The following is a 14,202-nucleotide window of genomic DNA, read 5'->3' as shown; positions in this document are numbered from 1 at the left end:
TAAGCATGCGTATATTATTAATTGAAGATCATCCCGAACTGGGGGCGGTTATCCAACGGCGTTTGCAACGTGCTGGTCATGTAGTGGAATGGGTCACCACGGGCAGCGCGGCATTGCAATACATTGAGCATGGCTCGTGGGATGTATTGTTGCTGGATATTATGCTGCCCGAGCACGATGGCTTTTCCATTCTCGAGTCGCTGCGCCAACAACATATTACTACGCCCGTGTTGGTGATGACGGCACGCACAGAAATCGAAGACAAAGTCAGTATGCTTGATTTGGGGGCGGATGATTACTTAGTGAAACCCTTTGATTTGCGCGAGCTCGAGGCGCGTATTCGCGCCTTACATCGGCGTCCTTTAGGCCAAGCCTCCAACACCTATATGGTAGGGGCTTTGCAAGTCGACAGTAAAAGCCGTCGTCTTAGCGTAAATGACCAGAGTGTGGATTTTGGAATTCGCGAGTTTTGTTTGCTAGAGCTGTTACTCAGCCGGTTAGACCATACCGTTTCCAAAGAACGGTTGGTGATGCAGCTCTTTAATTTTGATGAGGAAGCGTCCACCAACGCCGTCGAGCTTCATATTTCACGGCTACGCCGTAAACTGCAACCCCTACAGCTCGAAATCCAAACCATTCGCGGCGTAGGGTATAGCGCTAATTTCATACCGCCCCCATGACGCCACGTACCCATTTATCTATTAAGAAAAATATTTTAGGCGCTGCCCTCTTTTTACTTTTGCTGTGTTCACTCGTCTTTAGCTGGGTGACCTACCAACAATCCACCCAAGCCGCCCAACGTACCTACGATCAACTGCTTAGTGCGTCGGCCCTGACCATTGCGAATGCGATTCAACAAGATGCGGGCGAGTTGCAAGTGGAAATCCCCTTTGCAGCAATGACGTTGCTGCCTCAAAATGAGCGCTTGTTTTTTGCTGTGCGCCATCAAAATCAAGTCATAGCGGGGTACGATGACTTGGCGTTTGCCTTGCCCCTCGTGCACAGTACTACCCCTAGCTTTATGACCATGCCGTATAAAGACACCACGGTGCGTGTGGTCAGCGTGGGACGCTTTACAACGGGCTCAGCCGCTAGCTCGGGCTGGACCACCATATATGTCGCCGAAACACTCTCTACGCGCGACGCATTAAGTACGCAGTTATTTTTGCAGGGTTTACGGCCTCTGTTTTTATTAGTGGGCGTTACCTTTTTATTGATCTTGTTTAGTATTCGGTATGCGCTAAGCCCATTGGCGCAGATAGAGCAAGCTATCGAAGCCCGCTCCCCCACCAATTTAGAGCCCATTCGTACGCCCGCCCCGATTGAGATTCATGGCTTAATCAGCACCTTAAACAGCTTTATTCAGCGCCTAAGCAAGGCCCTCACCACCCAGCAGCATTTTGTGGCCGAGGCGGCCCATCAAATCCGCACCCCATTAGCTTTACTCCAAGCCCAAACGGAAGACGCTCTTGAAGAAAACGATCCGGTTCAGCGCGAGCTCACCCTGCATGCTATTCATCGTCATAGCCAAGATCTAAGCCAACTGGTGCATCAGCTTTTAATGCATGCCACCATTACCCACCGCCAAGACACCACCGAGCATCAACGTATTCGAGTGCCTGATTTAATTCGTGATTCGTGCCAACGCTTGCTTGAAGAACAAAAATCGCGTTTGCGTATTCATATTACGCCCCCGGCTCAGCGCCTACAGATAGACGGTGACCAAATTGCCTTACGGGAGATGGTGCGTAACCTCATCGAAAACGCGCTGCTATATAGCTTGGAGGCGGTAGAAATTTGGGTGTATGTCAATTATGAAAAGCAAGTGGTTATTGATATTCAAGACCGAGGCCCAGGTTTAAGCGCTGAAGAAAAACAGCATGTCACCACCCGCTTTTTCCGTGGTCAAAGCAGTGCGAATACGATTGGTTCAGGCTTAGGCATGAGCATTGCCGCCCAAGTGATTGCGCATCATCATGGGGCCTTGCATTTACGTGACCGTCGCAGCGGCAGTGGCTTGACAGTGCGGGTGCAATTGCCTGCGGTAGCCACTACGCCTATTCAAGGTGGATTAGGCACCGGGCTGATTGCCGCCGTGCTAGCCCTTGGGTTATTTTTGCCTAGCCATGACACGCAGGCCACGACGCACCGGTATGCCCTAGATGGCGCCACCACCCCTTTACGCATTGCAGGGCCGACGGATACCGCTATTTTCGGCTCGCTAGCCCAAGCGTTTATTGAGCGTCATCCGCAGCTTGCTATCCATTACACCGAAATTGACACCCAAGAACTCTATCACCAAGTCAGCACCCATCAATTAACTGACATTGATTTAATTATCAGCTCGGCCACCGATCTACAGGTACGGCTTGTTAATGATGGCCATGCCCAGGCGTATCATTCCGATCTCACTACTGCTCTGCCCGACTGGGCTAAATGGCGTAATAAAATTTTTGGCTTTACGCTAGAGCCCATTGTATTGGTGTATCAGACTCAATTGCCCGATCACTATAAAGCCAAAACCCGGGCCGAGTTTTTACAGCACATCGAAGACCAGCCCCAGTTCTGGCGCGACCGTATTGGCACCTACGATATTGAGCACAGTGGATTAGGCTATTTGTTGGCGGTATTTGACGAGCGCCTGTCTTCTAATTTTTGGGGAATGACCAATGCACTGGGACGCGTGGGAGCAAAACTCTACACCAGTACGGCTGGAATTTTGGACGGGGTGGATTCGGGCGAGCTGTATGCAGGCTATAACGTTCTGGGTTCTTACGCCCTTGCCAAACAACAAGCGGGGGCAGCCATTGAGGTAGTGATCCCCGACGACTATGTATTGGTGTTTTCACGCACCGCTTTTATTCATAAAAACAGCCCGCAGCCGCATTATGCTGGGCTGTTTATCGATTACCTCCTTTCCGATGCAGGCCAGCAGCATATTGCCCAACAAGCTCAACTGGGTTCATTAATTAAAAATCGCGACAACAGTTGGCCCGAAGAGCATTTATACGAGTCGCTGATTGCCCCCATTCAACCCATTCGTATTGCCCCCAGTCTGTTAGCGGGGCTCGATCGCACCCGCAAAAAACGATTTATTCAAAACTGGATTCGCCTGATTACCGACACGCCCCCTTAACCCTTCCATGACAGGTTGATGACAGCAAGCCAATAGATAATAGAGATGAGTCATACCCATTACCACAATAACTATTGGAGACATTCATGAAAAAATCGCTATCGTTCAGTACGTTAAGCTTGGCTGTGGCCAGTGTGTTTGCGGCCTCTGCCGCATGGGCGGTCACGCCGGATTCGTATCCTGACAGCTACAAGGAGTTAACCACCGCTGCCGAAAAACAAGGCAAGGTCATTGTTTATTCCACCACTGATACCAAAGCGGCGGATCCGTTGCTTAAAGCCTTTGAGCAGCAGTTCCCTGGCATCAAGGTGGAATACCACGACATGAACAGCACCGAGCTGTACAACCGCTTCATCAGTGAACAAGCATCGGGCGCAAACAGTGCAGACATTGTATGGAGCTCGGCCATGGACTCGGCCATGCAGCTAGCCACCCAATACGCCGCCGAATACACCTCGCCAGAAACCCCTTCCTTACCGGACTGGGCCTCATGGAATAGCCGTGCTTATGGCACCACATTTGAGCCCACGGCTTTTATTTACAATACACGCTTAATCAAAGCCGAAGAGGTGCCTACTTCTCATGAGGGTCTAGCTAAACTTGTATCTGACAACACGGATCGTTTCCGTAATAAAGTCACGACCTACGACATTGAAAAGTCTGCCGTGGGTTACATGCTAGCGGCTCAAGACAGCATTCATAACAAGACCTACCTCGATTTTATTAAAGGCGTCGGGTCAGCCAACTTGGTATTACAGTCATCCACCGGCACCATGATGGAACGCGTTTCTTCTGGTGAAAACCTAATTGGCTATAACATCCTTGGCTCCTACGCCGAGACCCGTGCCCGCACGGACACCTCCATCGGTGTGGCCTACCCCGAGGACTACACGCTAGTGCTGTCACGCATCGCCTTTATTAGCGAGCGTGCGCACAACCCCGAAGCCGCCCGTGTATTTCTAGACTTTATGCTCTCTAACAATGGCCAAAACGTATTAGCCAATCAATCTGATTTGGCCTCTATACGTGCTGACGTCGAAGGTGACAACGATTTGGATGGCATGGAGAAAAAACTCGGTAAAGCCATCACACCTATCCCCGTTAGCGATAGCTTACTCAAATTCCTCGAACCCAAAGAGCGCCTCGAGTTCATTAAAAACTGGCGCGCTGCCGCAAACAAATAAGCCCTTAACGCTTTATGTATTAACGAAAACCACCCCAACCCTGCGTTGGGTTGGTTTTCTTTAGGAGCTTTTCATGCGCACCCTGCAACACACTTGGCAACGCATGCCACGCTTTGTGGTGGTTTTGCTGACGGCTTTGGCTATTTATTTGCCACTTAGCCTCATTGTTTATCAAAGTTTTTTAGATCAACCTTTTTTCGCCCCCAACAAATCATTGGGGCTGGATGCGTTTCGATTTATTTTTGACGACCCTGACTTTTATAAAGCCTTACGCAGTGGGTTTTATATGGCATTTGGGTTGGCCATTATTTCTATTCCCCTAGGGGGCGTATTGGCGTTTTTGATTACCCGCACCGACTTGCCCGGGCGGCGTTGGCTCGAGCCGCTGATCTTAGTGCCCATTTTTGTTTCGCCTATGGTGCTAGGTTTTGGCTATATTGTGGCGGCGGGCCCAGTGGGCTTTTTTTCCGTGTGGACCCAAGAGCTCATTGGCTCTGTTCCTTGGAACGTGTATTCGTTTACCAGTATTGTCATTATTGCGGGGCTTACTCATGTACCGCATGCGTATTTGTATATTTCTGCTGCCTTGCGCAGCATGGGCTCAGATGTAGAAGAAGCCGCACGTGTAGCGGGGGCTAACCCATGGCAAGTCATGCGCACGGTCAGTTTGCCTATGGTGCGCCCTGCTATTTTATATGCCACGGTACTGCTCTTTTTCCTGGGGCTTGAGGTCTTTGGCTTGGTGCTGGTACTGGGTGACCCCGAAGGCAACCTCGTCTTAGCTACGTATTTATACAAACTAACAAACAAGCTTGGGATTCCGTCTTATCACCTGATGGCGGCTGTAGCCATGGTGTTAATTGCCATGACCATTCCTCTGGTGATGCTGCAACGTCGGCTCATGCATAATGCGAACCGCTTTGTCACCTTGAAAGGCAAAGCCACGCAAGCCCGTGTTTTACCACTTGGGCGTTGGCGTTGGGTTGCAGCTTTAGTGGTGGGTATCTGGCTTTTCCTCGCTATTATTTTGCCTTTGTCTGGCATTGTGTTGCGCGCCTTTGTTTCCAACTGGGGCTTTGGCGTATCACTGTTTGATGTGTTGTCTGTGAATGCGTTTACTCAGGTTTTCTCGCAAACCAATTTAATGCGTGCCATTTTAAACTCGGTTCTCATTGGCGTATTTGGGGGTGCCTTAGCCGTGGCTGCCTATACCTTTATTGGTTTGGCTATGCACCGTAAACCCGATAACGTGACACGCTTTTTGGATTACAGCGTGCTTGTACCCCGTGCCGTACCCGGTTTATTAGCCGGTTTGGCTTTCTTATGGGTGTTTTTATTTGTGCCTATGTGGCTAGAGGGCGCACTCACCAAAGGGTGGTTGTCGTTTTTGCCCTTTAAAGACACGATCAAAGCCGTGTTCATTGACCCAATACGTACGCTGCGCAGCACTATTTTTAGTGTGTGGCTCGCCTATAGCGTGGTGTGGATGGCGTATGGCTTGCGATTGATTTCCTCTACGTTGCTACAGGTTGGCCCTGAGCTTGAGGAGGCAGCGCGCAGCGCCGGTGCTAAGCCTTCCCAAGTCACACGCCACATTACGATTCCATTAGCTCGTTTTGGCTTAATCAGCTCGTGGCTCTTGATGTTTTTAATCTTTGAGCGTGAGTATTCCACTGGGGTGTATTTGCTTACCCCCGGCACAGAAACCATTGGGTCTATGTTGGTGTCTTTATGGGCCACGGGTGCCATTGATATTGTGGCTGCCCTTTCCTTTATTAATATTGTTTTAGTTGTTATCGGCTTAGCCATAGCATTACGCTTTGGAGTGAAATTACGATGAGTGAGTTAATAGTTAATAACATCCATCTTGCTTACGGGGACAACCCCGTTTTAAAAGGGGTGTCGCTCAGCATTGCTAAAGGCGAAGTGGTTTCACTGCTCGGCGCGTCAGGGAGTGGAAAAACTACCTTGCTTCGTGCTGTGGCCGGGCTCGAGCAACCGCATACCGGCTCCATCCACATCTCGAACAACACCGTTTATGACAGCGCACAAAAACTTGAGGTCGCCGCCGAACAACGTAATCTGGGTTTGGTCTTTCAATCGTACGCCCTCTGGCCCCACAAAACGGTGTTTGACAATGTGGCCTACCCGTTGCAATTGCGCAAGGAAAGCAAAAGCCACATTAAAGAGAAAGTCGATGCGGTGTTAGACCAGCTCGGGCTAGGTGGTTTACAAAGTCGCTATCCCAACCAGTTATCAGGCGGTCAGCAACAACGCGTCGCGATTGCACGAGCTTTGGTGTATAACCCACCCGTGATGCTGCTTGATGAACCCCTGTCTAACTTAGACGCCAAACTGCGTGAGGAAGCCCGTTCGTTTTTACGTGAACTGATTCTAGAGCTGAACATTTCTGCCTTGTTGGTCACACACGACCAACACGAGGCCATGGCTATCTCGGATCGTATTTTGCTGTTAAACCAAGGCACTATCGAACAGCAAGGCACACCCGAAGCCATTTATAGTCGGCCAGAAACGCTTTATACGGCGGAGTTCATGGGCAGTAACAACCGGCTGCCAGCCAAGGTGATACGCACTGAAGGCCATCAGGCAGAATTAGACTTTTACGGTCATCGGTTGTGGGGCAGTACTCAACATGACTTAGCCCCAGACAGCATGGCACAAGCCGTCTGTCGCGTGGAGCAAGCTATCGTGCATGAACACGCTGTGCCAAATAGCTTAGCACTTAACCTTAGCACCAGCATGTACCTAGGCGATAAGTGGGAATACGTGTTTCGTCATACCTACGAAGATACCCACACTCAGCTGCGTGCGTTTGGCTCTAAGCCATTAGGGCCCGGGCGCTACTTTGTCGAGTTCCCTACCGAGCAACTTTGGGTCTACGCTGGCTAAAAAAAACCTCTGCCCTTAACACATCAGTTAATGGCAGAGGTGCTAGGTCTAGACGACGGTTAACCTTTAACTAGGCCTCCATCCACAATCAAGTTTTGGCCTGTCACAGCGCTTGACCACGGGCTAGCAAATAGCAACGCAGCCTGTGCAAACTCGTGCGGAGTGGTGACGCGTCGCAATGGCGTACTGGCCGCAATCAAATCAAAGACGGCCTCGGGGGTGGCCGCCGAGGCATCCGTGGTTCGCAATAATCCGCCAGAAATCATATTGACATTAATGCCGTATTCGCCGAGCTCATGCGCCAAGGTGCGCGTTAGAGAAAGTAAGGCGGCTTTGGCTGCGGTGTAATCGTGATAAGGCACCACTGGGTTTTGGAACAGATTGGTACCGATATTGATGACTCGCCCAAAGCCAGCCGCTTTCATCCCAGGCAATGCGGCTTGAACCGTGTGCAAGGCTCCCGCCACAATGCCATGCATTTGCTGATGCAAATTATGCCACGTCAACGTGTCCACATGCGGACGTGCATCCCCATTGAATTCAAAAGTGGGCAACGCATTGTTCACAATGGTGGTGCAAGGGGCTTGAAAATGCGCTTGCGCTGCGGTCAGCATAGCCTGGACTTGAGCCACATCGGTGACATCCGCTTGATAAGCAAATGCCTGCTGAGGGTGGGCAGCGACCAGACGTTGCGCTGCCTCGGCACTTTGAAAGTAATTTACAATCACGCGTGCGCCCTGCTCGAGAAACACACGCGATAACTCGGCGCCCAGCCCTCGGGCTGCACCGGTAATTAACACCACTTGTTGCTCTAAGGGTATAGAGGTAGACATAAGGCTCCTTGAAATTAAGCGGTTATTGAACCAAATCCAACCACGGCGCGTAGCCCTGTGCTGTCATCTGAGCCGCAGGAATAAAGCGCAAACTAGCCCCATTGATGCAATATCGCAAACCGCCTCGGTCTTTGGGCCCATCTGGGAAAACATGGCCCAAGTGCGAATCCGCTAACGCGCTACGCACCTCGATACGACGCATGTTGTAGCTTAAGTCCTCGTGCTCGGTCACGGCATCAGGGCGAATGGGCTTCACAAAGCTGGGCCAACCGCACCCTGAATCGTATTTATCCGTAGAACTAAATAAGGGCTCGCCACTGACCCGATCCACGTACAAGCCGGGCTCAAAGAGGGCATCGTACTCATGACTAAAAGCGCGCTCGGTGCCACTTTGTTGGGTGACTTGGTATTCTAATGAGCTTAGCTGCTGGCGCAACTGGTCGGCTGACGGTTTCGTAAATTGTTTAGGATCAAACACGGGTGTAACGGCTGCGGGTGCAGCTAATGGCTTGTTAGCTAAGTTTAAATCCACATGGCAATAGCCATTCGGGTTTTTAGTTAAATAGTCTTGATGGTAGTCCTCGGCCTCGTAGAAATGGGTAAGCGCTTCGTTTTCTACCACGATGGGCTGACGGTATTCAGCTTGTAATTGCGCCAACGCCGCTTGCGCTACGGCTTGGTCGGCGGGGTCTGTGCTGTAAATGCCTGTACGATACTGCGTACCACGATCATTGCCTTGTTTGTTTAAGGTAGTGGGATCAATAATGCGGAAGAAATGCCAAAGAATATCGTGCAAACTGATGATGTTTGGGTCATAGACCACTTTGACGGTTTCAGCATGACCCGTGTTGCGGTAAATAACGTCTTCGTAACGGGGATTAGCCGTGGTGCCATTTGCATAACCCGACACCGCATCCACTACCCCATTAATGCGTTCAAAATAGGCTTCTACGCCCCAGAAACACCCACCCGCTAGGTAAATGGTTTTGCTTTGGGCGGCGCTGGCAGGTTGGGCTTTGGCTTGCGGCGCAACGACTTGGGCGGCCTTTAAGTCGGCCTGAGGGTCAAGCACCAGCTGTTGGGCTTGGCTATAGGTAATAGACCCTTTGACTACGCGCTGTACCGTGCCATCGGTACCGATCACCGCCCAGCTGGGATAACCGCGCACCCCTAATTGTTGAACTAGGTGCCCTTCGGTATCCATCAATACGGGGAGCTGCTGGTACGGTAAGCCTTGAAACCACGCTTCGAAATCAGCACGGTTTTTTTCACCCAGTTGACCGGGCGATACCACCGTTACTAAATTAGCGTCTAAATTGGCCTGTTTTACCCAGCTTTCGGTCATTTCCAGTTCGGATAAGCATAGTGGGCACCAACTAGCCCAGAGCTTGACCAATGTGGGTTTGTTGGGGTCTAACACAACTGTTTCGGCTCCTAGATGGGGAAGTTGCTGCAGTGAGGTATAAAGTGCATCGGTTGATGCCTGAGCTTGTACAGAGGATGAAGTAAACATAAAGCACCACGCTAAAAAAGCACTCACGATTTTTAGACTAATGAGTGGGAAAGATAAAGCACGCCTCATAGGGATGTTCCTGCAAAATTTGCTTGGCATTTATTGGGTTATGGCACATGGATTGTAGCTTGTCAAACTAGGTCAATCGATGTGTGTAGAGTGGCGCTGTACATTGCAAAAGCGATGGCGCTCTGCCTAGCGCGCTCGACCAGAACCTATTTTACTGCGGCCGCCTCTATTACATAGACTGTCTGACGCAGACGATGGTTCCATAATAGTTAATGAATTATGAGGCTCTCTGCCTTGTCGTAAAGCTCAAGGTGTACACCCCGGTCAGGTTAAGGCTTGACCTTCAGAGAAAAAGCCCTAAAATACTGTATAAACAAACAGTTATTTTTACGCCATGACACCGCAACCCTTTGATGCCTCTACCCGTTCGCTTTGGTTTGTATCGGCCACCGTCCAAGGCGGCTTCCCTAGCCCTGCCGAAGACTTTTACCAGCCACGTGTAGACCTCAATACGCTGCTCATTCGTCAGCCCGAAGCCACTTTTTTTATGCGTATTCGCGGCACATCAATGCGCGATATGGGTATTGATGATGGCGACTATGTCATTATCGATCGCTCCCTAACGCCCAAACACGGCAACCTAGTCGTCGCTATTATCGATAACGAATTCACGCTGAAACAACTCTACCAAAAACACAATCGACTTCAGTTGCTTAGCGCTAATCCTGACTTTGCTCCTATCGAGCTCAAAGACCAACAACAGCTTCACATTTGGGGGGTGGTGACATGGACATTCAAAAAACACCATCACGTATTGCCTTAGTCGATGGCAATAGTTTTTATTGCTCATGCGAACGTGTGCTTCAACCCCAGTATGCCCAACGCCCATTGGTCGTGTTATCTAATAATGATGGCTGCGCCATCGCACGTACCGCCGAAGCCAAAGCCCTAGGCATACGCATGGGTGCGCCTTGGTTCCAAATTCAACATCTCGTGCAGCAACATGGCTTAATCGTGCGTTCCGCCAATTTCAGTTTATATGGCGATATAAGCCAACGCATGATGAGCATTTTTTCTCAGTTCACGCCTCATCAGGAAATCTACTCCATTGACGAGTCCTTTCTTGATCTCAGTGGTCAGCCCCAATCAGGGCGCGAACTGGGTCTAGCTATTCAACAACGAACCTGGCGCTGGATTGGGATCCCTACTTCTGTCGGTATTGGCGCCACCAAAACCCTTGCCAAGGTAGCCAATCATCTTGCTAAACAACTGCCCCGCCTTCAGGGTGTGTGCGATCTTAGCCCTTTAGACCCACCCGCTCTGTGGCGGGCGTTACGCCATGTGGCCGTCGGCGATGTGTGGGGCATTGGCCACCAGCTGGGGCCTAAACTGCATGCCTTAGGCATCCACACGGCAGCTGACTTAGCTCAAACCTCGTCCCAGTGGCTACAGCGGCGCTTTTCTATTGTGTTGGCGCAAACCGCCCAAGAGCTCGCCGGGGTGCCTTGTCTGGATTTAGACGTATTACCTGCCCCTCGCCAGCAAGTCATGTGTTCGCGTTCTTTCGGCGATGCCGTGTATACCAAGGCCGATCTCGCCCAAGCACTTGCTACCTTTACCACTCGTGCCGCTGAAAAGCTGCGGCTGCAACACAGTCAAACCCAAGCCGTGTATGTGTTTATACGCAGTGGCCGCTATCACAACGGGCCGCCGTATGCGGGCTCGTTGGTGGTACCTTTGCTGCACCCCACCCAAAGCACATTGCAATTACTGCGTGTGGTGCACCATGCCCTTGACCGTATTTATCAGCCGGGCATTCGTTATGCGAAGGCGGGTGTGTGTTTGCTGGAACTCAGCCCCTATCAGCCCACCCCACGGCAAGGTCAGTTGTTTTCCACCCAAACGTCCTGTGCCAACTCGCACCACAAACTCATGCAAACCCTTGATCAGATCAATCTACGTTATGGGCAAAATCGTATTGGGCCGGCCTCCACGCTGGTACAGCGCCCTGCACCGTGGCAAATGCGTCAGCACTTCAAAAGCCCTAACTTCACCACTGACTGGAATCAACTGGCCATACTGAATTGTAATTAGCCTGAGCTTAACTCTAGATTTACCTATAGAATAGAACGCTCTATTATCCTTTCAAGGAGACTAATGCATGCGTTCATTATTTGGAATTCTGGATCATATTATTCAGCAGGCTCCCGACGAACAACACGCCACTGCCACCTTAAATGATGTAGACGCTATTGTTCGTCTAGCAGAGAAAATGGATATGGAAATAGATAGCGACCAAGCCATTAGTATCCAGCAAACCGGGCTTGAATGGTTGAAACATTACTCTCAAGGTGCTAATTGGGATCAATGCCGTGAAAAGGCCCAACTAACATTGGATAATTAAATCTTTTATCAGACTGCGCGGAAAACCCCGCCGTTCAGGGCGGAGATGAATAGCGCGGACGCGCTAGCGTCTTCGTATCCGCTTGGCGTCTGTTGTTGCTCAATGTCTTGTCGGACGATCTCGATAGTCGCACCGCCACAACTTCCGGCAAAGTAGCTAGGCGACCAGAGAGCACCGCCCCATAATTTGTTGTGAATACTCGGATGCTTCTTTTTGCGAATCATCCAGCACGTCTTTAGTGAACACACCACGGCGGTACTTTGTCACAAAGACCAAGTGAACGTGCATGTTAAAAACACAGTGTCTACCGCGTCTAATGGCGTTGTTTTTCTTCATAGACTACGTATAATTTTTAGCATGAAACGATTGCAAGCCTATCAATACGAGCTCACGCCTAACGGCGCTCAGCGACGCGATATGCGCCGCTTTGCCGGTGCGTGTCGTTTCGTGTTCAATAGGGCGTTAGCGTGGCAAAAAGACCGTTATGCCGCCGACAGCACGACGAAATTCAGCTATACCGTTCTGGCTAATTTCCTGCCCGTTTGGAAGAAGGATAAGGAAACCGAATGGCTGAAACAATCGCCAAGTCAATGTTTGCAGCAAGCGCTTAAAGACCTCGAGCGTGCCTACAAGAATTTCTTTGCCAAACGCGCAGCTTTTCCCCGCTTCAAGAAAAAAGGCCAGTCAGACCGTTTCCGCTACCCGCAAGGCTGCCAACTCGATCAGGAAAACAGCCGTATCTTTCTGCCGAAACTGGGCTGGGTACGCTACCGCAACAGTCGCGAGGTACTGGGCACGGTGAAAAACGTCACCGTGAGTCATAAGGCAGGCAAATGGTTCATCAGCATCCAGACCGAACGTGACGTCGAGCAACCGGCTCCGCAAGGAACGTCAGCGGTTGGCATCGACATGGGCATCGCCCGCTTTGCCACGCTCTCAGACGGCACCTACTACGCACCCCTTAATAGCTTTAAGAAGCACGAAGTTGCATTGCGTAAAGCACAACAAGCATTAAGCCGCAAAATCAAATTCAGCCACAACTGGGAGAAGGCAAAAACCCGCGTCCAGCGTATTCACTCCCGCATCGGCAACGCCCGCCGCGACTACCTACATAAAGCCACGACCACAATCAGCCAAAACCACGCGATGGTGTGTATTGAGGACTTAAAGGTAAGCCACATGAGCAAGTCGGCAGCAGGCACAACCGAGCAACCGGGGCGAAACGTTCGGGCCAAGTCCGGTCTGAATAAAGCCATCTTGGATCAAGGCTGGTTCGAGTTCCGCCGTCAGCTAGACTACAAACTGGCGTGGACAGGGGGTTGGCTTGTCGCTGTACCCCCGCACTACACCAGTCAGACCTGCCCTGAGTGTGGGCATTGCCATAAAGCAAATCGTCCTACGCAAACGCAGTTCCGATGTGTTGAGTGTGGTGTCGAGGAAAACGCCGATCTTGTCGGCGCAATCAATGTTTTAAGGGCGGGACACGCCCGATTCGCCTGTGAAGTGAGTGGTGCAGTCAGGCCGCCAGCAGCAGGAACCCACCGAAGCGACATAGAGGCGGCTCAATGCCTCCCTTGAGCGCCGTAGGAATCCCTGCCCTTTAGGGCGGAGAGGATGTCAATAAATTACGTCAATATTTTCTTCATTTACAGCAGAAAAGAGTTATTCAGGCAGGGGCCACGTAAAACGCTGCCCTGCCTGCAGCTGATAGTGTTTGGGCCACCAGCGGCCCACGACTAACTGCGCTGCACCCGCCACGAGTTGAACGTCTATTCGGTTATGACTGGGGTTGTGTTTGGCAATAACGTGTGCGCCCTGCGTGTGTATATGCACCGGCCCCATCCTAAGCTGAAAGGGGCGATCAGTGTGGGGCTGAACGACAACCTGTGCCGTGCCAGAGACCAGCTCTGCAGTACGCCGGCGCTCAAAGAGCCGTACCTGCATGACGCCGTGTTGGTGTAGTTGCACGGTGGTGCCATCAGGCAAGTGATAGCCCGCAGCAGTATGTGGTGTAGTGTAAAAAGTATGAAAATAAGGCTGCGTGCTTTGATAACTATAAAAACCTAATAACGCAATAAAACCCGCCCCTGCCAATACTAGCACCCAATGCAGCCAAACCCAGCGCTTTGTCGCCATAGCCTGTTGCACACGTGAACCACTTAATAAAGACTCGAACATAACTACACTGCCTATTTGATGCCACCTCGTTCCGA

12 protein-coding genes and 1 pseudogene are annotated in these 14,202 nt (G+C 50.9%); 9 read left to right on the top strand and 4 right to left on the bottom strand.

Annotation, left to right across the window (positions count from 1 at the left end; all coding sequences use genetic code 11):
• Positions 1 to 5: 5 nt before the first annotated feature.
• The 5 genes from GGR41_RS01555 to GGR41_RS01535 all read left to right on the top strand — a co-directional run bounded on the left by GGR41_RS01555 (position 6) and on the right by GGR41_RS01535 (position 7,230).
• On the top strand, positions 6 to 680 hold the full coding sequence (locus tag GGR41_RS01555) for a response regulator transcription factor (RefSeq protein WP_077733467.1): 675 nt from the start codon (positions 6 to 8) through the stop codon (positions 678 to 680).
• Positions 677 to 3,136 (top strand): sensor histidine kinase, encoded by a 2,460-nt coding sequence (locus GGR41_RS01550; protein WP_167660334.1) that lies wholly within the window; start codon positions 677 to 679, stop codon positions 3,134 to 3,136. The genes GGR41_RS01555 and GGR41_RS01550 overlap by 4 nt, the downstream gene beginning before the upstream one ends.
• 86 nt (positions 3,137 to 3,222) lie before the next feature.
• On the top strand, positions 3,223 to 4,320 hold the full coding sequence (locus GGR41_RS01545) for an ABC transporter substrate-binding protein (RefSeq protein ID WP_167660333.1): 1,098 nt from the start codon (positions 3,223 to 3,225) through the stop codon (positions 4,318 to 4,320).
• Positions 4,321 to 4,393: 73 nt separating this feature from the next.
• On the top strand, positions 4,394 to 6,160 hold the full coding sequence (locus tag GGR41_RS01540) for an ABC transporter permease (protein WP_167660332.1): 1,767 nt from the start codon (positions 4,394 to 4,396) through the stop codon (positions 6,158 to 6,160).
• Complete coding sequence (locus GGR41_RS01535) at positions 6,157 to 7,230, top strand: ABC transporter ATP-binding protein (protein ID WP_167660331.1); 1,074 nt, start codon at positions 6,157 to 6,159, stop codon at positions 7,228 to 7,230. The genes GGR41_RS01540 and GGR41_RS01535 overlap by 4 nt, the downstream gene beginning before the upstream one ends.
• Before the next feature lie 59 nt (positions 7,231 to 7,289).
• On the opposite strand, the gene GGR41_RS01530 is transcribed toward GGR41_RS01535, so the two are convergent.
• Both GGR41_RS01530 and msrAB read right to left on the bottom strand, forming a co-directional pair.
• Positions 7,290 to 8,063 (bottom strand): 3-oxoacyl-ACP reductase, encoded by a 774-nt coding sequence (locus GGR41_RS01530; protein ID WP_167660330.1) that lies wholly within the window; start codon positions 8,061 to 8,063, stop codon positions 7,290 to 7,292.
• A 22-nt stretch (positions 8,064 to 8,085) separates the two neighbouring features.
• On the bottom strand, positions 8,086 to 9,576 hold the full coding sequence (gene msrAB / locus GGR41_RS01525; protein ID WP_209279711.1) for a bifunctional peptide-methionine (S)-S-oxide reductase MsrA/peptide-methionine (R)-S-oxide reductase MsrB: 1,491 nt from the start codon (positions 9,574 to 9,576) through the stop codon (positions 8,086 to 8,088).
• A 403-nt stretch (positions 9,577 to 9,979) separates the two neighbouring features.
• On the opposite strand from msrAB, the gene GGR41_RS01520 reads away from it, so the two are divergent.
• The 3 genes from GGR41_RS01520 (at position 9,980) to GGR41_RS01510 (ending at position 11,989) form a co-directional block, all read left to right on the top strand.
• A complete protein-coding gene (locus GGR41_RS01520; protein WP_167660328.1) occupies positions 9,980 to 10,408 on the top strand; it encodes a LexA family protein in 429 nt (142 codons plus the stop codon).
• Positions 10,372 to 11,679, top strand: coding sequence for a Y-family DNA polymerase (locus GGR41_RS01515; RefSeq protein ID WP_167660327.1), 1,308 nt, complete (start codon positions 10,372 to 10,374; stop codon positions 11,677 to 11,679). The genes GGR41_RS01520 and GGR41_RS01515 overlap by 37 nt, the downstream gene beginning before the upstream one ends.
• 67 nt (positions 11,680 to 11,746) lie before the next feature.
• Entirely contained in the window at positions 11,747 to 11,989 is a 243-nt protein-coding gene (locus GGR41_RS01510; RefSeq protein WP_077733476.1) for a hypothetical protein, read from the top strand.
• Between the two features lie 80 nt (positions 11,990 to 12,069).
• Here the strand turns inward: GGR41_RS01510 and GGR41_RS01505 are convergent.
• Positions 12,070 to 12,325, bottom strand: a pseudogene (locus GGR41_RS01505) (transposase); the annotation flags it as partial.
• 21 nt (positions 12,326 to 12,346) lie between these two features.
• Here GGR41_RS01505 and GGR41_RS01500 point away from each other — a divergent pair.
• On the top strand, positions 12,347 to 13,567 hold the full coding sequence (locus GGR41_RS01500; RefSeq protein WP_167660326.1) for an RNA-guided endonuclease InsQ/TnpB family protein: 1,221 nt from the start codon (positions 12,347 to 12,349) through the stop codon (positions 13,565 to 13,567).
• Positions 13,568 to 13,651: 84 nt separating this feature from the next.
• Here GGR41_RS01500 and GGR41_RS01495 read toward each other — a convergent pair whose 3' ends face one another.
• Entirely contained in the window at positions 13,652 to 14,167 is a 516-nt protein-coding gene (locus tag GGR41_RS01495; RefSeq protein WP_167660325.1) for a FecR domain-containing protein, read from the bottom strand.
• Between the last annotated feature and the right edge of the window lie 35 nt (positions 14,168 to 14,202).

This window comes from Paenalcaligenes hominis (assembly GCF_011927625.1).
Taxonomy (GTDB): domain Bacteria; phylum Pseudomonadota; class Gammaproteobacteria; order Burkholderiales; family Burkholderiaceae_B; genus Paenalcaligenes; species Paenalcaligenes hominis.
This window is presented reverse-complemented; position numbering and strand designations above follow the sequence as displayed.

Coding starts and splice junctions, on each gene's coding strand:
- GGR41_RS01500 (WP_167660326.1), top strand. CDS start 12,347: ATGAAACGATTGCAAGCCTATCAATACGAGCTCACGCCTAACGGCGCT.
- GGR41_RS01555 (WP_077733467.1), top strand. CDS start 6: ATGCGTATATTATTAATTGAAGATCATCCCGAACTGGGGGCGGTTATC.
- GGR41_RS01495 (WP_167660325.1), bottom strand. CDS start 14,167: ATGTTCGAGTCTTTATTAAGTGGTTCACGTGTGCAACAGGCTATGGCG.
- GGR41_RS01510 (WP_077733476.1), top strand. CDS start 11,747: ATGCGTTCATTATTTGGAATTCTGGATCATATTATTCAGCAGGCTCCC.
- GGR41_RS01545 (WP_167660333.1), top strand. CDS start 3,223: ATGAAAAAATCGCTATCGTTCAGTACGTTAAGCTTGGCTGTGGCCAGT.
- GGR41_RS01550 (WP_167660334.1), top strand. CDS start 677: ATGACGCCACGTACCCATTTATCTATTAAGAAAAATATTTTAGGCGCT.
- GGR41_RS01535 (WP_167660331.1), top strand. CDS start 6,157: ATGAGTGAGTTAATAGTTAATAACATCCATCTTGCTTACGGGGACAAC.
- msrAB (WP_209279711.1), bottom strand. CDS start 9,576: ATGTTTACTTCATCCTCTGTACAAGCTCAGGCATCAACCGATGCACTT.
- GGR41_RS01515 (WP_167660327.1), top strand. CDS start 10,372: ATGGACATTCAAAAAACACCATCACGTATTGCCTTAGTCGATGGCAAT.
- GGR41_RS01520 (WP_167660328.1), top strand. CDS start 9,980: ATGACACCGCAACCCTTTGATGCCTCTACCCGTTCGCTTTGGTTTGTA.
- GGR41_RS01540 (WP_167660332.1), top strand. CDS start 4,394: ATGCGCACCCTGCAACACACTTGGCAACGCATGCCACGCTTTGTGGTG.
- GGR41_RS01530 (WP_167660330.1), bottom strand. CDS start 8,063: ATGTCTACCTCTATACCCTTAGAGCAACAAGTGGTGTTAATTACCGGT.